This is a genomic window from Paeniglutamicibacter cryotolerans (genome assembly GCF_014190875.1).
Classification (GTDB): domain Bacteria; phylum Actinomycetota; class Actinomycetes; order Actinomycetales; family Micrococcaceae; genus Paeniglutamicibacter; species Paeniglutamicibacter cryotolerans.
On record NZ_JACHVS010000001.1, the window covers coordinates 2,520,302 to 2,539,945 of the forward strand.

21 protein-coding genes are annotated in these 19,644 nt (G+C 65.2%); 18 read left to right on the plus strand and 3 right to left on the minus strand.

The window, feature by feature from the left end; all coding sequences use genetic code 11:
* The first annotated feature begins 1 nt into the window (after position 1).
* Together E9229_RS11585 and E9229_RS11590 are read left to right on the plus strand one after the other, a co-directional pair.
* Entirely contained in the window at positions 2–502 is a 501-nt protein-coding gene (locus E9229_RS11585; protein WP_183511388.1) for a CinA family protein, read from the plus strand.
* Positions 503–709: 207 nt separating this feature from the next.
* Positions 710–1,147, plus strand: a complete 438-nt coding sequence (locus E9229_RS11590) for a helix-turn-helix domain-containing protein (RefSeq protein WP_183511390.1) — start codon at positions 710–712, stop codon at positions 1,145–1,147.
* Positions 1,148–1,269: 122 nt separating this feature from the next.
* Here E9229_RS11590 and E9229_RS11595 read toward each other — a convergent pair whose 3' ends face one another.
* Entirely contained in the window at positions 1,270–1,755 is a 486-nt protein-coding gene (locus E9229_RS11595; protein ID WP_183511391.1) for a MarR family winged helix-turn-helix transcriptional regulator, read from the minus strand.
* A gap of 108 nt (positions 1,756–1,863) precedes the next feature.
* Between E9229_RS11595 and E9229_RS11600 the strand changes: the two genes are divergently transcribed.
* From E9229_RS11600 to dapF, 6 genes are all read left to right on the plus strand, one after another.
* Positions 1,864–2,085, plus strand: a complete 222-nt coding sequence (locus E9229_RS11600) for a DUF3046 domain-containing protein (RefSeq protein ID WP_183511392.1) — start codon at positions 1,864–1,866, stop codon at positions 2,083–2,085.
* 193 nt (positions 2,086–2,278) lie between these two features.
* The gene (gene recA, locus E9229_RS11605) at positions 2,279–3,334 is read left to right on the plus strand and encodes a recombinase RecA (RefSeq protein ID WP_183511394.1); all 1,056 of its coding nucleotides are present in this window, start codon (positions 2,279–2,281) and stop codon (positions 3,332–3,334) included.
* 4 nt (positions 3,335–3,338) lie between these two features.
* Positions 3,339–4,154, plus strand: a complete 816-nt coding sequence (locus tag E9229_RS11610) for a regulatory protein RecX (RefSeq protein ID WP_246380476.1) — start codon at positions 3,339–3,341, stop codon at positions 4,152–4,154.
* Between the two features lie 40 nt (positions 4,155–4,194).
* Positions 4,195–5,721, plus strand: a complete 1,527-nt coding sequence (gene miaB, locus E9229_RS11615; RefSeq protein ID WP_183511398.1) for a tRNA (N6-isopentenyl adenosine(37)-C2)-methylthiotransferase MiaB — start codon at positions 4,195–4,197, stop codon at positions 5,719–5,721.
* 1 nt (position 5,722) lies between these two features.
* Positions 5,723–6,640, plus strand: a complete 918-nt coding sequence (miaA, locus tag E9229_RS11620) for a tRNA (adenosine(37)-N6)-dimethylallyltransferase MiaA (RefSeq protein ID WP_183511399.1) — start codon at positions 5,723–5,725, stop codon at positions 6,638–6,640.
* 50 nt (positions 6,641–6,690) lie between these two features.
* Positions 6,691–7,653 (plus strand): diaminopimelate epimerase, encoded by a 963-nt coding sequence (dapF, locus tag E9229_RS11625; RefSeq protein ID WP_183511402.1) that lies wholly within the window; start codon positions 6,691–6,693, stop codon positions 7,651–7,653.
* A 4-nt stretch (positions 7,654–7,657) separates the two neighbouring features.
* On the opposite strand, the gene E9229_RS11630 is transcribed toward dapF, so the two are convergent.
* Entirely contained in the window at positions 7,658–8,272 is a 615-nt protein-coding gene (locus E9229_RS11630) for a class I SAM-dependent methyltransferase (protein ID WP_183511404.1), read from the minus strand.
* Between the two features lie 425 nt (positions 8,273–8,697).
* Between E9229_RS11630 and hflX the strand changes: the two genes are divergently transcribed.
* A complete protein-coding gene (gene hflX, locus E9229_RS11635; RefSeq protein ID WP_183511405.1) occupies positions 8,698–10,266 on the plus strand; it encodes a GTPase HflX in 1,569 nt (522 codons plus the stop codon).
* On the plus strand, positions 10,259–12,274 hold the full coding sequence (locus E9229_RS11640) for an ATP-dependent DNA helicase (protein ID WP_183511407.1): 2,016 nt from the start codon (positions 10,259–10,261) through the stop codon (positions 12,272–12,274). Before hflX ends, E9229_RS11640 begins: the two co-directional genes overlap by 8 nt.
* Positions 12,275–12,363: 89 nt before the next feature.
* On the opposite strand, the gene lexA is transcribed toward E9229_RS11640, so the two are convergent.
* Positions 12,364–13,083 (minus strand): transcriptional repressor LexA, encoded by a 720-nt coding sequence (gene lexA / locus E9229_RS11645; protein WP_183511408.1) that lies wholly within the window; start codon positions 13,081–13,083, stop codon positions 12,364–12,366.
* A gap of 276 nt (positions 13,084–13,359) precedes the next feature.
* On the opposite strand from lexA, the gene E9229_RS11650 reads away from it, so the two are divergent.
* The 8 genes from E9229_RS11650 (at position 13,360) to E9229_RS11685 (ending at position 19,644) form a co-directional block, all read left to right on the plus strand.
* On the plus strand, positions 13,360–13,776 hold the full coding sequence (locus E9229_RS11650) for a LysM peptidoglycan-binding domain-containing protein (RefSeq protein ID WP_246380477.1): 417 nt from the start codon (positions 13,360–13,362) through the stop codon (positions 13,774–13,776).
* 98 nt (positions 13,777–13,874) lie between these two features.
* Entirely contained in the window at positions 13,875–14,981 is a 1,107-nt protein-coding gene (locus tag E9229_RS11655; RefSeq protein WP_183511410.1) for a histidinol-phosphate transaminase, read from the plus strand.
* A 71-nt stretch (positions 14,982–15,052) separates the two neighbouring features.
* Positions 15,053–15,673, plus strand: coding sequence for an imidazoleglycerol-phosphate dehydratase HisB (gene hisB / locus E9229_RS11660; protein WP_183511412.1), 621 nt, complete (start codon positions 15,053–15,055; stop codon positions 15,671–15,673).
* Complete coding sequence (hisH, locus tag E9229_RS11665) at positions 15,674–16,315, plus strand: imidazole glycerol phosphate synthase subunit HisH (protein ID WP_183511413.1); 642 nt, start codon at positions 15,674–15,676, stop codon at positions 16,313–16,315.
* Positions 16,312–16,464, plus strand: a complete 153-nt coding sequence (locus E9229_RS11670; protein ID WP_183512063.1) for a hypothetical protein — start codon at positions 16,312–16,314, stop codon at positions 16,462–16,464. Before hisH ends, E9229_RS11670 begins: the two co-directional genes overlap by 4 nt.
* A 52-nt stretch (positions 16,465–16,516) precedes the next feature.
* On the plus strand, positions 16,517–17,260 hold the full coding sequence (gene priA / locus E9229_RS11675) for a bifunctional 1-(5-phosphoribosyl)-5-((5-phosphoribosylamino)methylideneamino)imidazole-4-carboxamide isomerase/phosphoribosylanthranilate isomerase PriA (RefSeq protein WP_183511415.1): 744 nt from the start codon (positions 16,517–16,519) through the stop codon (positions 17,258–17,260).
* A gap of 138 nt (positions 17,261–17,398) precedes the next feature.
* Positions 17,399–18,316 carry an SseB family protein gene (locus E9229_RS11680; RefSeq protein WP_183511418.1) on the plus strand — a complete coding sequence of 306 codons (918 nt, stop codon included), beginning with the start codon at positions 17,399–17,401 and terminating at the stop codon, positions 18,314–18,316.
* A complete protein-coding gene (locus E9229_RS11685; RefSeq protein ID WP_407671339.1) occupies positions 18,313–19,644 on the plus strand; it encodes an MFS transporter in 1,332 nt (443 codons plus the stop codon). The genes E9229_RS11680 and E9229_RS11685 overlap by 4 nt, the downstream gene beginning before the upstream one ends.

Below are 19,644 nucleotides of genomic sequence, written 5' to 3' on the forward strand. Positions count from 1 at the left end.
CATGGTGGGCTCCCCGGTGAACGCGGCGCGGCCAGTAGATCCTGCACAGCGGATCGTGGAGGCTGCTGGTGCGCACGCACTGAGCGTGGCAACAGCCGAGTCGTTGACCGCCGGGTTGGTGGCGGCACGTATCGCCGACGTCCCGGGGGCCTCCGCCGTCCTGCGTGGGGGAGTGATCTCTTATGCGAACGAGGTCAAGGAACGGCTGCTGGGCGTCGACGCGGACCTGCTCGATCGAGCCGGTTCGGTGGATGGCGAGGTGGCACGGCAGATGGCCGTCGGGGCGCTGAGCGCCTGCGGTGCCGTGGTGGCGGTTTCCACCACGGGGGCCGCCGGCCCGAGCCCCCACGATGGCAAGCCCGTCGGCACGGTGTTCGTGGGTTACGCCGACGCGGCGGGCAGCGGGTTCACTGAATTCCATTTCGCCGGCGACCGCGTCTCGATCCGGAATCAAGCATGTGACGAGGCGTTGCGAATTCTCGCGGACCACCTTGAGGGTTAGGTCACATTCAGTGACAATTCAATGCACTTCCAGTGAGTTTGCCCTAAATAGCATCTCCGTGTGGCAATTCGGGGTCGGCTGTGGTTAGGGTGGTTCTGCGGGAACAAAATTGAAACCCCGTGAGTTGAAGAAGTAGACGGGCACAAAAAGCGGCCCGCACCAACCGCCCCACAAGGCACATGGACCGGAGAAACAAAGACAATGCACATGGTCAAGCAACCCGTATCGGTAAACGGTGTGGTCCGGTGGCGCGATGTGGGTCTGGCGAACGAGGTCCGACGCGAGCAGGAGGAGCGCAAAATGGTAGTCCTTCGACACGAGATTGGCGACGTCTTGCGAGACGTCCGCCAGCGCCAGGGTCGTACGCTGCGCGAGGTTTCACACAGCGCCCGCGTTTCCCTCGGGTATCTCTCAGAGGTCGAGCGCGGCCAGAAGGAGGCATCCTCCGAGTTGCTCTCCTCGATCTGCTCAGCCTTGGAGATCCCGATTTCCATCATGCTCCGCGAAGTCAGCGACCGCGTCGCCATCGCCGAGGGAATCATCATTCCCGACACGGTTCCGGTGGAACTGGCCAGCGAATTCGCCGGTGACATCCCCGTTGAGCTGCCGGCCTCGCTAGCGAGCCGCATGGCGCCGAGCCACTAGGCATATACCTACCCCCCCCGACGGGGAACCGGCCGGTGTCCGGTTCCCGTGGAAAACGGCCACCTCGCAGATGTCTTGATCTGCGCAGGTGGCCGTTTTCGCATCTACCCGAGGCTGCTCCCCTAGGCCTGCTGGTCCCGGTGGCCGCGATAGGATTCGTTGAGTTTGGTCAGCAGGCGGCCGAGGTCTGCCAACTCGGAGTCGTCCCATTCCTCGAGGATCCCGTGGAAGATCTCCCGCCGGGCGCCCTGGGCGGCGGTGAGCTTGTCGAGTCCCGAAGGTGTCAGCGAGAGGGCCTGGGCGCGGCCGTCCGATGGATCGGCCGTTTTGGACACCACGCCCAGCTTTTCCAGCATGCTGATCTGGCGGCTCAACGAGGGCTTCCCGACTCCGATCTCGGTGGCGAGTTCGGTCAGCCGCAGTTGGCCGCACCGCTGCAGGGTTGCCAAGAGGCCGTAGGCTCCCGGTTCGATGTCGGGGTGGACGCGGCGGGCTATCTGGTGCGCGTTGGAGCGCGACTGGCGCCAGAGGAGGCTCAGCTGGTCTTCCAGTACGCCGATGTCGTCGTTTCGATCAGCCGGGGGTGCCGGGTGGCGTAGTTCATTCATGGTTAAAGCTTATGCGCCGGGGGTGGGCTCGGAGGCGTATCGCCAAGGGCATAGCGCGAGTTGTTGGTTGTTGCAGTTGCCGCCTGCTGGGCATGGAAGAATTGAGCTGTGCGAAATAGTGAATTCTGGCGGCTCATGGAAGACGAATTCGGCCCAGGCTATGCCCGGGTGCTGGCCTCGAGCCTCGCCCTGACCAAGCTCGGCGGCGACACCGCTGAGGCGGCGCTGAGGCGCGGCATCCGTCCTAAGGCGATTTGGCTCGAGGTCTGCGAAATGCAGGACGTGCCAATGGAGCGGCGTTTGGGTCGAGATCTGCCGTTGAAGGAATGAATATACGAAGAAACACCCGAGCATATTCGAAGATCTGTTCGTAAGGGTGTATTCTCGTCACTAAGAGTTCGCGGAGTTTCGACTCCGGTTTTCCACAAGGTGCCTCTGGGCCCGGCAAAATGTCGGAGTGCTGGCATAACCTTCAGGGAAGAATGAATAACGGCCGCAAGGCTCCAAACAACCGAGGTGAATGATGGCTGCAGCAAACGACCGCGAGAAGGCCCTGGAAGCGGCGCTCGCCCAAATCGATAAGCAGTTCGGCAAGGGTTCGGTCATGCGTCTGGGTGACAAGGCCATCGTCCCGACTGCCGTGATTCCCACCGGCTCGGTTGCGCTGGACCTCGCCCTGGGCATCGGTGGACTGCCGCGAGGCCGCGTCGTCGAAATCTACGGACCGGAATCCTCGGGTAAGACGACCGTGGCGCTGCACGCGGTGGCTAACGCGCAGAAGCTGGGCGGCATTGCTGCGTTCATCGATGCCGAGCACGCGCTTGATCCGGAATATGCCAAGAAGCTGGGCGTCGATACCGACGCGCTGCTGGTCTCCCAGCCGGATACCGGCGAGCAGGCCCTGGAAATCATGGACATGCTGGTGGGCTCGGGCTCCATCGACATCGTCGTGATCGACTCCGTTGCCGCACTGGTACCTCGTGCCGAAATCGAAGGCGACATGGGCGATAGCCACGTCGGCCTGCAGGCGCGCCTGATGAGCCAGGCCCTGCGTAAGATCACCGGCCGCCTGGCCCAGACCAAGACCACGGCGATCTTCATCAACCAGCTGCGTGAAAAGATCGGCGTGTTCTTCGGCAGTCCGGAGACTACGACCGGCGGCAAGGCGCTGAAGTTCTACGCGTCGATCCGCATCGATGTCCGCCGCATCGAAACGCTGAAGGAAGGCACCAACGCCGTCGGTAACCGCACCCGTGCCAAGATCGTCAAGAACAAGATGGCCCCGCCCTTCAAGCAGGCCGAATTCGACATCATCTACGGCCAGGGCATTTCCCGTGAGGGTGGCCTGATCGACATGGGTGTCGAGCACGGCTTCGTGAAGAAGTCCGGCGCCTGGTTCACCTACGACGGAGACCAGCTGGGCCAGGGCAAGGAAAATGCGCGTAAGTTCCTGCGCGACAACCCGGATCTGACCGACGAGCTGGAACGCCAGATCAAGGACAAGCTGGGCATTGGTCCGAACTCCGGGATCATTGACGAGGGCGATGACTCGCTGCGCGTCGTGGGTACGGACTCCTGATTCCTTGAACGAATTGCACGCTCCGAAGCGGCCAACCGACACCCCGCAGGGTGCCGGTTGGCCGCTTTCGGCGTTTCCCGCCACCGGGGACGACAGCTGGGGCTCACCTGATCAAATTCCCGGCTGGGCCGATACTCCCGAAGCTCACCAAGCCCAGCCGCTGGAGCCGACTTCTGCACCGGAGTGGGCACCGCGGGGCACCGGCGGCCATCCGTCAGGGAAGAAGCGGGCCCGCACCTCCGGGTTTGGTTCCGGGCCGGCGGGTGGCCAGAGGCGCAAGACCGGCGGGGAGACGAGCGCCGAAACAGTGGAACGCCGCAGGACGCCCCAGTCCGAAATCGACCCCGCGTCCCAGGCCCGGGACATCGTGCTGCGTCAGCTCACGGCATCTGCCAAGAGCCGGGACCAGCTGCGCAGGAAGCTCGCCGAAAAGGAGATCCCCGAGGATATCGCCGAGCAGGTCCTTGACCGTTTCGAGGAAGTGAACCTGGTCGACGATACGGCTTTTGCCGACGCCTGGGTTCGTGGACGAGCCCGCAGCCGCGGACTGGCCCGCAGCGCGATCCGCCGCGAGCTGCGCCAAAAGGGGATCGACGACGAGCAGGCTGAGGAAGCGCTGGAGCAGCTTACCGACGAGGATGAGGCGCAAACGGCCAGGGAGCTGGTGGACAAGAAGCTGCGCTCTCCCTCCATGGGCGCGGACCGCGAGAGGGAAGTGCGACGGCTCGTGGGGATGCTGTGCCGCAAGGGATACGGCCCCGGGCTGGCGTTCAGGATCGTCGGCGAGGCCTGGGACGAAACGTATTCCGCACAGTACTAGGAAGACCGGGTCCTGACCCGTGATTGGGTAACCTTGAAAGGTGACTCATCCCAGCCCAGCCTCCGAGAAGCAAACCAACGCCAGCCCCCGCACCTACGAGGTGCGGACCTATGGTTGCCAAATGAACGTCCACGACTCCGAGCGGCTCTCCGGGCTGCTTGAGGCCGCCGGACTGGTAGCCAAAGACGAGAGGGAACCGATTGCCGACGTCGTGGTCTTCAACACCTGCGCAGTGCGGGAGAACGCGGACAACAAGCTCTACGGGAACCTGGGCCTGTTGGCCAAGGTCAAGGAAGCCCGCCCGGGCATGCAAATTGCCGTCGGCGGCTGCCTTGCGCAGAAGGACCGAGAGACCATCCTGAGAAAGGCCCCCTGGGTCGACGCCGTCTTTGGGACCCACAATGTTGGTGCCCTGCCTGCCTTGCTGGAACGTGCCCGGCACAACAACGAGGCACAATTGGAGATCCTCGAATCCTTGGAGGTCTTTCCCTCCACCCTGCCCACCAAACGCGAATCGGTGCATTCCGGCTGGGTCTCCATCTCCGTGGGCTGCAACAACACCTGTACCTTCTGCATCGTCCCCTCACTGCGTGGCAAGGAACGGGACCGCCGCCCCGGTGAGATCCTGGCCGAAATCGAGGCGCTTGTCTCCGACGGGGCCATCGAGGTCACTCTCCTCGGCCAGAACGTGAATTCCTATGGAGTCGAATTCGGGGACCGCCTCGCCTTCGGAAAGCTGCTGCGCGCCTGCGGGAAAATCGAGGGCCTGGAACGGGTGCGCTTCACCAGCCCCCACCCGGCTGCCTTCACGGACGATGTCATCGAGGCCATGGCACAGACACCGAACGTCATGCCGCAGCTTCACATGCCACTGCAGTCCGGATCGGACAAGGTGCTCAAGGACATGCGCCGCTCATACCGCTCGAAGAAGTTCCTCGGCATTCTGGATAAGGTGCGCGAACAGATTCCCGATGCCGCGATCAGCACGGATATCATTGTTGGCTTCCCCGGTGAAACCGAGCAGGATTTCCAGGCGACACTGGACGTGGTTGAACGCTCCCGCTTCGCCACGGCCTTCACCTTCCAGTACTCGAAGCGCCCCGGCACCCCGGCGGCCGAACTTGAGGAGCAACTTCCCAAGGCTGTCGTGCAGGAACGCTTCGAGCGGCTTACTGCGCTGCAGGACAGGATCTGTGCCGAGGAAAACGCGAAGAAGCTCGGTGCCCGGGTGGAGGTTCTTGTCACGGCCCACGCCGGCCGGAAGTCCTCCGAAACGCACCGGCTCTCGGGCCGTTCCAAAGACCAGCGGCTGGTGCACTTCTCGGTCCCCGAGGGCGCGGATACGCCTCGACCCGGAGACCTGGTCACCGTGACCATCACCGAGGCGGCGGCCTTCCACTTGGTCGCGGATCCGACCGGGGCTCAGGATTACGAACTGCGTCGCTCGCGGGCGGGCGACGCCTGGGACAGGGCGCAGGCCGATTCCTGCGGGGTTCCGGGACAGGGTAGCGTCGGCACGAAAGGTGGCGTGTTGCTGGGCATGCCGGCGCTGCCGGTGCGCGGTTAGCATGGAAACGATTCCGCTGATCGCCGTCGTCGGCCCCACCGGCACGGGAAAATCAGACCTATCCATAGCGTTGGCCCGCGAGCTGGGCGGGGAGATCGTCAATGCCGACGCGCTGCAGTTCTACCGTGGCATGGACATTGGTACGGCCAAGCTGCCCCCGGCCGAACGCGGGGGCATCGAGCACCACCTGCTCGACATCATGGACGTGCGTGAGGAGGCCTCGGTGGCGGACTTCCAGCTCCGTGCCCGCGAGACCTTCGAGCTGATCCGCGCCAAGGGGTCCGTGCCGATTCTGGTCGGAGGCTCCGGGCTCTATGTGCGCGCGGCGCTGGACGCGCTTCATTTCCCGCCCACCGACCCGGTTGTGCGCGCCTCGCTCGAGGCCCGTGCTGCGGCGGAGGGCATCGGCCCACTGCTCAACCGCCTGCGTGAGGTCGACCCGGCCTCGGCCGAGCGCAACCTCGATGATCGACGCGTGGTCAGGGCGCTGGAGGTGTACGAGATTAGCGGCAGGCCGTTCAGCGCCTACATGCCGCAGCGCGACTACGTGCAGCACACCGTGCAGCTGGGCTTGGACCTGGAGCGCAAGCAACTTCACGGACGGTTGGAGGCCAGGGTCCACGGGATGGTCGCCAAGGGGCTCGCCGATGAGGTGCGGGAACTGGCCGGGCGGGGCCTGCGAGAGGGGAAGACGGCCGGACGCGCAATCGGCTATTCCCAGTTCCTGGGTTTGATCGACGGAACTCTCGATGAAAAGACCGCCGTCGAGCAGACGGTCATCGCCACCCGCCAATTCGCCCGCCGGCAACTGACCTGGTTCCGTGCCGATCCGCGGGTGCACTGGCTGGATGCGGCAAGTGACGGCCTGGTTGCCCGGGCGCTGGCCGTGGTGCGCGAACAAGCATCGGCACGGGGCTGATGCAAATCGCCTGTGCCGCTGTGGCCGACCGTGCATCGTAGGCTTAATCCATGAACAAAGCAGTGCTGCGCGGCCAAGTGTCCACGATCGACCCAGTGGAGGTCCTCTCCGGGCTTTCCGGTTTGGCCTTTGCCAAGGCCCACGCCACCGGAAACGACTTCGTGCTCCTCGCTGATCCCCGGAACGACTTCGACCCGAGCCCCGAGCAGGTCGCGGCAATTTGCGACAGGCACCGGGGCGTCGGGGGAGACGGGCTGATCAGGGCGGTGCCCTCCTCGGCGATCGAGGAGGGACGCGACCTGCTGCTCGGTGATCCGAGCGCCTACTGGTTCATGGACTACCGCAATGCCGACGGGTCGTTGTCGGAAATGTGCGGCAACGGCGTTCGCGCTTTCGTGCATTTCCTGGTTACCGAGGGGTTCGTGGAGCTGCCCGCCGGCGCCAGCCTGAGTATCGCAACCCGTGCCGGGATCAAGACGGTCACCCGGTCCGTGAACGGATACGCGGTGGGCATGGGGCCGTGGGCCTTCGCATTCCCTGCCGAGGCACTGGCGAACGACCGGGACTCGGTGGTCGATGCCGAGGGGCTTAAGGCTCCGCTCCCGGGCCTCAGCATCGACATGGGCAACCCGCATACCGTCGTGACCGTGGCCACCGCCGGGCAGTTGGCCGGGCTCGGCCTGGTCCGTTCCCCCCGGGTGGATCCCCTGCCCGCGGCGGGAACCAATGTGGAGTTTGTGTTGCGGGCCGAGCCCCTGGTCCACGACGGCATCGGGGAGATCAGCATGCGCGTGCATGAGCGCGGCGTGGGCGAGACGCTGTCCTGCGGCACCGGCGCATGTGCCGCGGCATTGGCGACCCGGCACTGGGCCGGGGACGCGGGTATCGGCGAATGGAATGTTGCCGTGCCCGGCGGAGTGGTCAAGGTTCGCTTTACCGTGGACTCGGCGGGCGACGAGCAGGTCGAACTCAGCGGCCCCGCAGTGATGACGGGCCGCGGCGTGCTGGCCTAGGGGCTCAGGCTCCGGGGCGCTGGACCTTGAGGATTCGGAAGGCGTTGTCCGTGGAAACGCGATCGACGGACCAGTCGGAGGGGAGCTGGCCGATGATCCACTTCTGCAGGGAATCGGCACCCAGGTTCTTCTGCACCACGAGCCAGGCGTTGCCGCCCGGTGCCAGCCGCGGAAGCCACAGCATCAAGAGTTCATGCAGTGCCTCCTTGCCCACGCGGATGGGCGGGTTGGACCAGATGGTATCGAATTCAATCGCGGGGTCCACGGACTCCGGCATGCCGGCCCGGACATTGCCCAGGCGCAGCGAGGCTGCGTTGTCGCGGGTCAGGGCGATGCTGCGTTCGTTGACGTCGACGGCATGGACCGTGGCATCGGGTGAGGCGATGGCCATGCTCAAGGCCACCGGCCCCCAGCCGCAGCCGAGGTCCAAGAGATTCCCGGCCGGCGAGGGGGCGGGGACTCCGCCCAGCAGGATGGCAGTTCCCTTGTCTAAGCGGTCCGGGCTGAAGATCCCGCCGGAGGTCTGGACCTTGCGGGTGGCACCCCCGAGAGAGACCTGAATGGTCTTTCGCTTCTCCGGGGTTGACTGTTGCGTGCTGAAATAATGCTCCTGGCTCATTCAGACAGATTAACCGGATTTCGCGCACATCCCTATTCGTCGCAGTGCCGCTGGCGGCCGGGGATCCCAATCCGGGAAGTGATAGAGTTTTCCCTATGACTTACATCTAGTCCCCGCACCGGTGGACCGGGCCGCTTCGGCACCTCCCCAACCCGCCGCTCCGGAAGCCAAGCGCCAGCGCGCCGAGGATCCTTGGGGTGCTGGCGCCCCGGCGACAGGCCCGCCCTGCGCTCAGCTATGACGGCCGCGACCCCGGCACTTTTCCCGCACCCGCACCCGCACCCGGCCCTTCTCAAGCGGAACCCGGTGATTCGACGCATCCCAGGCAGGACCCCATGCATTCACAGACAGGCAATCCCTTCACCGAGGGCTCCGATGGCGGTGGCGGGCACTATTCTGGAAGACAGCGGCAGACGAAGGAGAACATGACCAGCTCACAGCAACCAGACCCACAGGACCACAACGGTGACGAGGCCGAAATCCAGGCCGTCATCCAGAGGATCCTGGCCAACGATAGGGCGGCGCAGGAAGCCACCGCGGTGGTGCCGGACGCCGGACTGCTTTCGGGCGGGCAAGCGCAAGCGCTTGACCGATCATCCCACGGGCACTCGGTCTTCGACGGGGCCCAGGAAGATCTGGCCGAACGCCGTGCTCTGGGTCGCGTATCGGCGAGCCACTCCACCGAGCTGGAGGATGTCACCGAGGTCGAGAACCGCCAGCTGCGACTCGAACGCGTGGTCCTGGCGGGGATCTGGACCGAGGGCACCTCTCAGGATGCTGAGAACTCGCTGCTTGAACTCTCCGCCTTGGCCGAGACAGCCGGTTCCGAGGTGCTGGACGGGCTCGTCCAGCGTCGTTCGAAGCCCGACCCGGCAACCTTCCTGGGCAAGGGCAAGGCCCAAGAGCTGCGCGATATCGTCGAGGCGACGGGCGCGGATACCGTGGTCATCGACTCCGAGCTGGCCCCTTCGCAGCGGCGTGCGCTGGAAGACATCGTGCGGGTCAAGGTCATCGACCGCACTGCGCTGATCTTGGACATCTTCGCCCAGCATGCCCAAAGCCGCGAGGGTAAGGCCCAGGTCGAACTGGCCCAGCTCGAATACCTCTTGCCGCGACTGCGTGGCTGGGGCGATTCGATGTCCCGCCAGGCCGGCGGCCGGGTCGGTGCCGCCGGTGGCGGCATCGGTTCGCGTGGTCCGGGTGAGACCAAGATCGAGCTGGACCGCCGGCGGATCCGCGACCGGATGGCGAAGCTGAAGAAGGAAATCAAGGCCATGAAGCCGGCCCGCGAGACGAAGCGGCTGAGCCGCAAGCGCAACGCTGTCCCTTCTGTCGCCATCGCCGGCTACACCAACGCCGGGAAGTCATCGTTGCTGAACTGGCTCACCGATGCCGGGGTGCTGGTGGAGAACGCGCTGTTCGCGACGTTGGACCCCACCGTCCGCAAGACCGAGACCTCCGACGGGCTGGGCTACACCCTGGCCGACACCGTCGGGTTCGTGCGCTCGTTGCCGACGCAGCTCGTCGAGGCTTTCCGCTCCACGCTGGAGGAGCTCTCCGACTCCGATCTGATCCTGCATGTGGTTGATGTCTCGCACCCGGATCCGGAAGGGCAGATCCATGCCGTTCGCGAGGTCCTTGGTGAGATCGATGCCCTGGGGATTCCGGAAATTATCGTGCTGAACAAGGCCGATGCGGCTGATCCGTTTGTGGTCGAGCGGCTGCGCCAACGCGAAGCCAACCACGTGGTGGTCTCGGCACGCACCGGCGAGGGCATCGCGGAGCTGTTGGAGCGGATCAGCGAGGCCATCCCGCGCCCCGATATCCAGCTAGAATTGTTGATTCCGTATGACCGCGGGGAGATGGTGAACCGGCTGCACAGCACCGCCGCGGAAATCCTGCTCACCGAACACCTGGAAACCGGTACGCGGTTCATCGTCAAGGTACGCGAGGGATTGGCCTCGGAATTGGAGCAGTTCAACATTAATGGCTGATGAAACCAAGGTCATCGAATTACTCGACACCGCAGTTGCCGCCATGGGCGGGCAATCCCGCCCGGGCCAGCATGAAATGACCCGCCAGGTCGTGCAGTCGCTCGAAAGCGGCAAGCACCTGCTGGTCCAGGCCGGCACCGGCACGGGCAAGTCGATGGCCTATCTGATTCCAGCGCTGGCGCATGCGTTGGAGTCGGAAAAACCGGTGATTATCTCCACCGCGACACTCGCGCTGCAGGCCCAGATCGTGGGCCGGGACGTGCCGCGGCTGTTGGAGACGCTCAAGAACGAGCTGCCCCGGCCGATGAAGGTCTCGCTGGTCAAAGGCCGGGCGAACTACGTGTGCAAGTACAAGCTCGGTGGCGGCTACCCGGACGAGGACGAGGGCGCGCTGTTCTCGCTCACCGATGAGGCCCCGATGCGCCTTCCCGGAGGAGACGGGCCCGGTTCGGCGCTCGGCCAGGAGATCGTGCGCGTGCGCGAGTGGGCCGAATACACCGACAGCGGGGACCGGGACGACCTGACCCCTGGGGTCAGTGACCGGGCCTGGCGCCAGGTCTCGGTCAGCGCCATGGACTGCCTAGGCGCACAGAAGTGCCCGATGGCGGCCGAGTGCTTCAGCGAATTGGCCCGCGCTCAGGCGGCCGACGCCGACGTGGTGATCACCAACCATGCGATGCTCGCTGTCTCGGCTTTCGAGGGCCTTGCAGTGCTTCCAGACTTCGACACCGTCATCATCGACGAGGCCCACGAGCTGCAGGACCGGGTGACCAGCTCAGTGACCCGCCCGCTGTCCGTCTCACTGGTGCAGACGGCGGCTTCGGCGGCCCGAAAGAACTGCGCCGTGGCCGTCGAACCGCTCAACCAGGCGGCCAAGGCCCTGGCCCGGTCCCTGGAGGGCGTCCCCACCGGCCTGCTGCCGCAGGGGCTCAATGAGGAGCAGTCGGCCGCCATCCAGCAGGTTGGCGAGGCCGCACGAGTGGCGCTCTCCGATTCCAAACCGGAGCCGAACAACGCCGTCGATGGCGGACGCCAGATGGCACGCTCGCAGCTGACCTATCTCGTCGAGCAGGCCAGCCGCTTGCTCGAGGCCCAGGATGCGCGCGAGGTCGTGTGGGCCTCGCGGCCAGGACAGTTCACCCCCGGACAGGGCTATGTCCAGCCTGATGAAACCACCCAGCCGACACTGAACGTCGCTCCGCTCTCGGTGGCCGGGCGCTTGCGTGAGGGACTCTTCGACGGGCGCACCGTCGTGCTGACATCGGCGACACTGGCCATTGGCTCGGCCTTCGAACCGGTTGCCGGGGCACTGGGCCTGCTCGGGGAGTCTGCGCCCGAATGGTCGGGGATCGATGTGGGCAGCCCGTTCAACTACGCCCAGCAGGGCATGCTCTACGTTGCGGGGCACCTGCCCAAGCCCGGACGGCAGATGGCGCCGGAGCTGCTCGATGAGATCGAGGACCTGATCCGGGCCTCCGGGGGCGGGGCGCTTGCCCTGTTCACCTCGCGCAGGGCCGCCGAGGAGGCTGCCGAGGCACTACGCCCGCGACTGGAATACGACATCCTCTGCCAGGGAGACTCAAGCATGAAGTCGCTGGTCGACCAGTTCTCGGCCGAACGCGATACCTGCCTGTTCGGAACGATGACGCTTTGGCAGGGCGTTGACGTTCCCGGGCCCTCGTGTCGGCTGGTGATCATCGACAAGATCCCGTTCCCGCGTCCGGACGACCCGTTGTCCTCGGCGCGGAGCCGGGACATCGCCCGCCATGGCGGAAACGGCTTCATGGCCGTTGCCGCGACATTCGCCGCGGTGCGCCTGGCCCAGGGTGCCGGCCGGCTGATCCGTGCCATGGACGACAGGGGAGTGGTGGCGGTGCTGGATCCCCGGCTGGCCACCGAACGCTACGGTTCGTTCCTGCGTTCCTCGCTGCCGCCGATGTGGAAGACCCAGGACAAGGCCACCGTGCTGGGCGCGCTCAAGCGCTTGGCCGGAACACCGGCGGCCTAGGCAAGAAACGACGAAGGCGTGGCATCTTCCCCCGGTGGGGTTGATGCCACGCCATCGTCATTTTCGGGACAATGTGCCGCGAGGTACTCCTAGATCGAGCGCATCACCGAAACGACCTTGCCCATGACGGTTGCCTTGTCGCCAAGGATCGGTTCGTAACGGCTGTTCTGCGGCAGTAGCCAAGTGTGGCCGTCGCGTTGGCGGAACGTTTTTACCGTGGCTTCCTCGTCGAGTAGCGCCGCAACGATGTCCCCGTTGGCGGCTGTCTGCTGGCGGCGGACCACGACCCAGTCCCCGTCGCAGATGGCGGCGTCGACCATCGAGTCACCGCTGACCTTCAGCATGAAGAGCTCACCGTGGCCCACCAGCTGCCGTGGAAGGGCGAAGACGTCTTCGACTGACTGGTCGGCCAAGATCGGGCCGCCAGCCGCGATGCGGCCGACCAGCGGGACCATGGCGGTATCCGCCGAGGTCGACAGTTCGGTGACTGCCATGCCGTTTGCCGCTTTCAGGTGCGGCTGGTTGGGCGAGACGTCCAACGTATGTGCTTCCTTGAGCTGCAGCGGCAACAGGATTTCCATCGCACGGGGGCGTCGGGGATCGCGCCGGATATAACCGAGTTTCTCCAGCTGGCTGAGCTGGTGGGTCACGCTCGAGAGGCTGGCAAGCCCCACCGAATCGCCGATTTCCCGCATCGAGGGCGGGTATCCGTTGTCGGTGACGGCACGCTGGATGGTTTCCAGAACCTTCTTCTGCCTGATCGTCAGGCTCTTGGCGTCGCGCCGTGGCGTTCGCTGTTCCGTGCTCATTTTCTGCCTCATCCCGATCGTTGCCGGTTGCCCGGGTTGTCCCATTTTGTCGGAGGGGACTGTTGAAATGATTCCAACCTTCCGCTGACTCCATGCTAGTTGAACCGAACCCATCTTTCAAAGATTTGTTCGAACCTGTCTGGACACGTGTCGGTGATGAATGCTACAAATGAAATGCGAACATCGAAGAGATGTTCGAAATATACTTTCGAACCGAGTGATTGTTCGATCCCTACTAGCCAGACGTCGAAACGACGAGGCAGGAAAGGCGAGATCATGGCAGACATGGCACTATCGGCCCCTATTTACATCAGCGCCGCAGCAGAAGCGGCAACACTTGCCGACCGTTTGGACCGGGCGGAAAGGGCAATCCTGCGGGACCTGCCCCCATTGCGGTTGACCCGCCGCGGCCGGTTCGTCCTGATCGGATTGCCGGTCATGTTGGTGACCACGGCACTTCTGCTGGTCGCCGGGATCTTCACGGCTCCGGTCATGGCAGCCGACCGGGAATCCGCGGGCGTAGAGAGCACCGAGGTGGCAGTGCTGGCAGGGGACAGCCTCTGGGGCCTTGCCGCGGAATTCGCGCCTAATGCCGATCGCCGAACCGTGATCAAGGAGATCATCGAGCTCAACAACCTCCGTGGCAAAGCCCTGCAGCCGGGCCAGATCATCAATATCCCAGTCCAGCGATAGGGTTCCGGGCCGCGCGAAAGCGAAGGCCCGAATCGAATGTTACCGCCCGCAGATCGCGTGATTCGGGGCCAAAGTCCCAAACGGACTAAACTTGAAGCGTGAACGAGCGGCTTGAACGACTGTCAAACCTTCCCCTGCGCGATAACCTCAAAGGCCTTGCGCCCTATGGGGCACCGCAAATAGATGTTCCGATTCAGTTGAACGTCAATGAGAACACCCATCCGCTTCCGGCGGAGGTGCTCGAAGCCATCGGCATCGAGGTGGCTGTTGCGGCAACCGGCCTTAACCGCTATCCGGACCGTGAATTCACCGAGCTGCGTACCCGCCTCGCCGGGTATCTCGGGCACGGACTGACTGCCGAGAACATCTGGGCCGGCAACGGCTCCAACGAGGTGCTGCAGCAGATCCTGCAGGCCTTTGGTGGTCCCGGCCGCACGGTGATGGGGTTCCCCCCCACCTATTCGATGTACCCGCTGCTGGCCAGCGGGACCGACACCACCTACGTCGCCGGCATCCGCGAGGCCGATTTCCAGCTCAGCGCCGCTGAAGCGGCCCGCCAGGTGCGAGAGGTGGGTCCTGATATCGTCTTCCTTTGCTCTCCGAACAATCCCACGGGCACCGCCCTGCGCCTTGATGTGGTCGAGGCCGTCTACGCTGCCGGCATGGCCAGCAACACCGTGGTCATCGTCGATGAGGCCTACGCCGAGTTTGCCCACAACGGCACCGCCTCGGCGCTGACCCTGCTGCCGGGCCGCGAAAGGCTGATCGTCTCGCGCACCATGAGCAAGGCCTTCGCGCTGGCAGGGGCACGCCTTGGCTACCTTGCCGCCGCTCCGGAGGTCACTGACGCGCTGCGCCTGGTCCGCCTGCCCTACCACCTCTCCGCCGTCACCCAGGCGACGGCCAACGCCGCGCTGAAGCACGTTGGCGCGCTGCTGGCCAACGTTGAGGCCATCAAGGGCCAGCGGGATCGGATCGTGGATGAACTGACCCGGATGGGACTCAAGCCGGCATCCAGCGATTCGAACTTCGTGTTCTTCGGCGGGTTGAAGGACCCGCAGGCGATCTGGTCCGGACTGCTCGAAGCCGGAGTCATCATCCGCGACGTCGGAATCCCCGGGCACCTGCGCGTCACGGCGGGTACCGAGCCGGAAACCACGGCCTTCCTCACCCGCCTCGAAGAACTCCTGGCCAGCGGCCTGTAGTCCACCCCGGCTAAACTTGACCCGGGGACCTCCTTCGGGGACCCACACCACCTGAATCCTAAGGAACGTGCATGTCTGCAGAATTGCTCACCGGTCGCCGTGCTCGACTCGAGCGCAATACCAGCGAGTCGTCTGTCTTTGTCGAACTGGACCTGGACGGAACCGGCAAGTCGGAAATCAGCACCGGGGTGCCGTTCTACGACCATATGCTCACGGCACTGTCCAAGCACTCGCTGATCGACCTCACGGTCCGGGCCACCGGCGACATCCAGATCGACGTCCACCACACCGTCGAGGACGTGGCCATCACCATCGGCGAGGTCCTGCGCACAGCGTTGGGCAACAAGGCCGGGATCACCCGGTTCGGCGAAGCCACCGTCCCGTTGGACGAGGCACTGGCGCACGCCGTCGTCGACATCTCCGGGCGCCCTTACCTGGTCCACGGTGGCGAGCCCGCCGGACAGGAATACCATCTGATCGGTGGCCACTTCACCGGTTCGCTGACCCGTCACGTCTTCGAATCGCTCACGCTGCACGCCCAGATCTGCCTGCACATGACGGTCCTGGGTGGGCGCGATCCCCACCACATCGTGGAGGCCCAGTTCAAGGCCTTGGCCCGGGCCCTGCGTCAGGCGGTCGAGCCCGACCTTCGCATCGGCAACGCCATTCCCTCCACCAAGGGTGCGCTGTAAATGAGTGAAGCGAAGAAAAAAGTCACGGTGCTGGACTACGGGTCGGGCAACATCCGCTCTGCCGTCCGCGCGCTGGAATATGCGGGTGCCGAGGTGACGCTCAGCGCGAAGGCCGCGAACGTGCTCGAATGCGACGGACTCTTTGTTCCGGGCGTCGGCGCCTTTGCCGCGGTCATGAAGGCCCTGCGGGAGGTCGGAGCGCTTCAGTGGATCGGCCGCCGCATTGCCGGAGGCCGTCCGGTCCTGGGCATCTGCGTGGGGCACCAGGTGCTCTTCGAAGAGGGTGTAGAGCATGGCATTCGCACCCGGGGCATGGGTGAATGGCCCGGCGTTGTCGAACTGCTCGACGCGCCAGTCGTCCCGCACATGGGTTGGAATACCGTCACCCCACCCGCCGACAGCAAGCTCTTTGCCGGCATCGAAAGCGAACGCTTCTACTTCGTGCATTCCTATGCCGTGCAGAAGTGGGAATTCGACGTTGCCCAGCCGAAGATGAAGCCACCGGCGGTGACCTGGTCCGAACACGGGGTTCCCTTTGTGGCGGGTGTGGAAAACGGCCCGCTCTCGGCGCTTCAGTTCCACCCGGAGAAGTCCGGCGAGGCCGGAGCGCAGTTGCTGCGCAACTGGCTGGCCACGCTGTGATCTATACCTTCCTGCTGCTGCTCCTGGGCGGAGTCCTGGCCGGCGGTGCCATTTCACTGCGCCAGCAGAAGGCACACGTCTCCTGGATCATTGCCTGCTGGATCCTGGCCGGGCTCTCGCTCCTCGCCGGATACCTGCTGACCTTCTAAACACCCGGGGTCCGCCCGGACGCGGATCCCCGCCAAAACAAAGGAACACCCGATGAGCATCACCGAAACATCGATTCTCGAACTGCTCCCCGCCGTCGACGTCGTGGACGGCCAGGCGGTCCGCCTAGTTCAGGGCGAAGCAGGCAGCGAAACTGGATACGGCGACCCGGTCGTCGCCGCTAAGGCCTGGGCTGACCAAGGCGCCGAGTGGGTACACCTGGTGGACCTGGACGCCGCCTTCGGCCGTGGTTCCAACACCGAGATCCTGCGCCGGGTTGCCACCGAACTGAACATCAAGGTGGAACTCTCGGGAGGCATCCGCGACGATGCCTCGCTGGAGCGGGCCCTTGAATTCGGTGCGGCCCGCGTGAATCTGGGCACTGCCGCCCTGGAAAACCCGGAATGGACCGCCCGCGCCATCGCCCGCCACGGCGACAAGATCGCCGTGGGGCTCGACGTGCGCGGCACCACGCTTGCCGGTCACGGCTGGACCAAGGAAGGCGGGGACATCTGGGAGGTCCTGGCTAGGCTGGAAGATGCCGGCTGCGCACGATACGTCGTCACCGACGTCACCAAGGACGGAACGCTGCGCGGACCGAATGTGGAGCTGCTGCGCGAAATGTGCTCCCGCACGTCCAAGCCGGTCGTCGCCTCCGGTGGCATCTCCAGCCTCGAGGACCTGCGCGTGCTGCGCCAACTGGTTCCCGCCGGCGTCGAGGGTGCCATCATCGGCAAGGCGCTGTACTCCGGCCAGTTCACGCTGCCCCAGGCGCTGGACGTGGCCGGCCGGCGCTAACTGCGGCCCCGATGGTGCGATTTCCGCCACGGACTTAGCCTGGAATCGGTGCATCACTCCAAGTCAGAGCCGTAACAATGGGCCGGTCTTCCCTGGGTGGAAGATCGGCCCTTCGCGTCCAGAGGATACGATTCTTGCATGACTGCTCACGACCACTCCGCTTCGCGCCCAGCAGGCACCGCGACGCCGAAACACTTGCCGGGGCACATTTCCGCGGCACTGGCCCGAGCAGGCGGAGGGACCGATTCCGCAGGACAGGACTGGGCCGGCCGGGATCTGTCAGGCGAGGGAAACCCGCTGCATAATTTCGATGCAGACGATGGACGGGCCGATTCCGGCTACCTTGCTGCCATCGGTGCGCTCATCGCCGGAACCGGCACCGAGCAGGAGGTTCACGCCGCACTCGCCACGGCCCGGGTCTTCATCGCCGTCGTCGCCCAGCTCGCGGAGGGTGGGCTCGGAGAACACGGCTTCACCGAGGACAAGGAGGCCGACATGGCACTGGTGACGCTCACTGCGCCCGACGGCCGCACCGCGCTTCCCGTGTTCACCACCGTCGAAAACCTCCAGTCCTGGCACGCCGAGGCCCGCCCCGTGGCGGTGTACGCACCACGGGCGGCACTTTCGGCCGTCAGCGAGGAGGCCCAGATGCTGGTCATCGATCCGGGTGCGGACTTCACTTTCGTCCTGCGCCGCCCCGGCATGTGGGCCCTGGCCCAGCAGCAGGACTGGCTGCCCAGCTACACCGACGAATCCCTGCTGGCGATCCTGCATGATCTGGCCGCCGGGGAATCGGCCATTGCCGGAATTTCGCTTGCGCCGGGCCACGGAGTGGGGAGCCGTACCGGCAGTGGACAAATCGTCCCAGGAGGAGGGCCGGGGCCCGAACTGCGCCTAGAAATCACGTTCCGGGCCGGAACCTTGGGCGAGGACGCCCGGGAATCTGCAACGCGGATCCAAGCGGCACTAGCCGGTAATGCGGTATTCGCCGAGGCCGTGGATTCGCTGGAGCTGGCACTGACGGCAGAGCCCGGGCGCGGCGGCAACGCCCAGTGAGCGGCGGACCCTACAGTACGCTCCTGAAGCAACGGGGGATCGCCAGACTGCTGGGCGTGGGCATGATCGCCCGGCTCCCGCACTCCGCGCTGGGCATGCTGCTGCTCCTGCACCTGGTCAACACCCTGGGCAAGGACTGGGGCTCGGCCGGGCTCGTCGTCGCGCTGATGACGGTGGGAATCGCGGTGGGCGCGCCTTGGCGGGGACACATGGTGGACAAGCACGGGCTACGCCGCGCGCTGGTACCCTCGATCATCGTCGAACTCGTCGTGTGGATGCTGGCGCCGCACGTGGGATTCACCCTGCTGATGCCGCTGGTATTCATCGGCGGGCTGTTCTCGCTACCGGTCTTCAGCGTGGTCCGTACCTCACTTGGCGTGATGACCACCGGGCAAAACCGCCGCTCGGCATTCGCCTTGGACGCGATCAGCACCGAAATGGTGTTTATTATCGGCCCCGCCGCGGCGGGCATCGTTGCCACGCAAATCAACACCTCGGTCGGCATGACGGCCATCGCCATTGCCGCATCGGGAAGCGGGCTGCTGCTCCTCTGGCTGAACCCGCCCACGAGCTCGGAGCATCCCGGTGCCGTGCGCGTCCGCGACGCCGACGCCGAATCGGCCGGGGCGGAAGTGGCCATGATCGCTTCCGCCCCGGCGCACCTGGCCATGGCCGAGGGCGAGCTGCTGACGGCCGGGCTCAAGTCCACCAAGGCCCGGGTTGCCCGGCGCGGCCGGTCCTTCAAGAGCCGCTTCGGTTGGGTGAGTGCCGGGGTGATCGCAGTGTTCATAGCCGCCTCGGGCGCCGGATTGGTGCTGTCGGGAAGCGAAGTCGGCATCGTTGCACTGCTCGATGAGCACGGCAACTCCGGCCAGTTGGGCATCGTGTTCTTCTTCTGGTGCTTCTCGTCCTTGATCGGCGGGCTGATCTACGGATCGCTGAAGCGCAGCATTTCCCCGATAGTGCTGCTGCTGGCGATGTCGGTCCTCACCATCCCGATGATGTTTGCCACCGACACCTGGACCCTGGCCATCCTGTCGATCTTCTCCGGCATGCTCTGCGCACCGGTGTTGTCGGCCGCCTCGGAACGGCTGACCGAGCTGGTCCCGGAGAAGCGTCGCGGGGAGGCCATGGGCTGGTACGGTTCGGCGCTGACCGGAGGCACGGCCCTGGGCTCGCCGCTGACGGGCATGACCATCGATGCCATGGGCCCCGGTGCGGGCTTTCTGGGCGTAGGAATCCTGGGGTCGGCCATCTGCCTGGCCGCCCTGTTCGTGCAAAGCCTGCGCCGCCGCCGGGCCATGGCCCGGGTCTTGGCCTCCCGGTAG

Excerpts from the sequence above, each read along its gene's own strand:
- E9229_RS11585 (WP_183511388.1), top strand. The coding sequence starts at position 2 with ATGGTGGGCTCCCCGGTGAACGCGGCGCGGCCAGTAGATCCTGCACAG.
- E9229_RS11590 (WP_183511390.1), top strand. The coding sequence starts at position 710 with ATGGTCAAGCAACCCGTATCGGTAAACGGTGTGGTCCGGTGGCGCGAT.
- E9229_RS11595 (WP_183511391.1), bottom strand. The coding sequence starts at position 1,755 with ATGAATGAACTACGCCACCCGGCACCCCCGGCTGATCGAAACGACGAC.
- recA (WP_183511394.1), top strand. The coding sequence starts at position 2,279 with ATGGCTGCAGCAAACGACCGCGAGAAGGCCCTGGAAGCGGCGCTCGCC.
- miaA (WP_183511399.1), top strand. The coding sequence starts at position 5,723 with ATGGAAACGATTCCGCTGATCGCCGTCGTCGGCCCCACCGGCACGGGA.
- dapF (WP_183511402.1), top strand. The coding sequence starts at position 6,691 with ATGAACAAAGCAGTGCTGCGCGGCCAAGTGTCCACGATCGACCCAGTG.
- E9229_RS11630 (WP_183511404.1), bottom strand. The coding sequence starts at position 8,272 with ATGAGCCAGGAGCATTATTTCAGCACGCAACAGTCAACCCCGGAGAAG.
- hflX (WP_183511405.1), top strand. The coding sequence starts at position 8,698 with ATGACCAGCTCACAGCAACCAGACCCACAGGACCACAACGGTGACGAG.
- E9229_RS11640 (WP_183511407.1), top strand. The coding sequence starts at position 10,259 with ATGGCTGATGAAACCAAGGTCATCGAATTACTCGACACCGCAGTTGCC.
- lexA (WP_183511408.1), bottom strand. The coding sequence starts at position 13,083 with ATGAGCACGGAACAGCGAACGCCACGGCGCGACGCCAAGAGCCTGACG.
- E9229_RS11650 (WP_246380477.1), top strand. The coding sequence starts at position 13,360 with ATGGCAGACATGGCACTATCGGCCCCTATTTACATCAGCGCCGCAGCA.
- hisB (WP_183511412.1), top strand. The coding sequence starts at position 15,053 with ATGTCTGCAGAATTGCTCACCGGTCGCCGTGCTCGACTCGAGCGCAAT.
- hisH (WP_183511413.1), top strand. The coding sequence starts at position 15,674 with ATGAGTGAAGCGAAGAAAAAAGTCACGGTGCTGGACTACGGGTCGGGC.
- priA (WP_183511415.1), top strand. The coding sequence starts at position 16,517 with ATGAGCATCACCGAAACATCGATTCTCGAACTGCTCCCCGCCGTCGAC.
- E9229_RS11680 (WP_183511418.1), top strand. The coding sequence starts at position 17,399 with ATGACTGCTCACGACCACTCCGCTTCGCGCCCAGCAGGCACCGCGACG.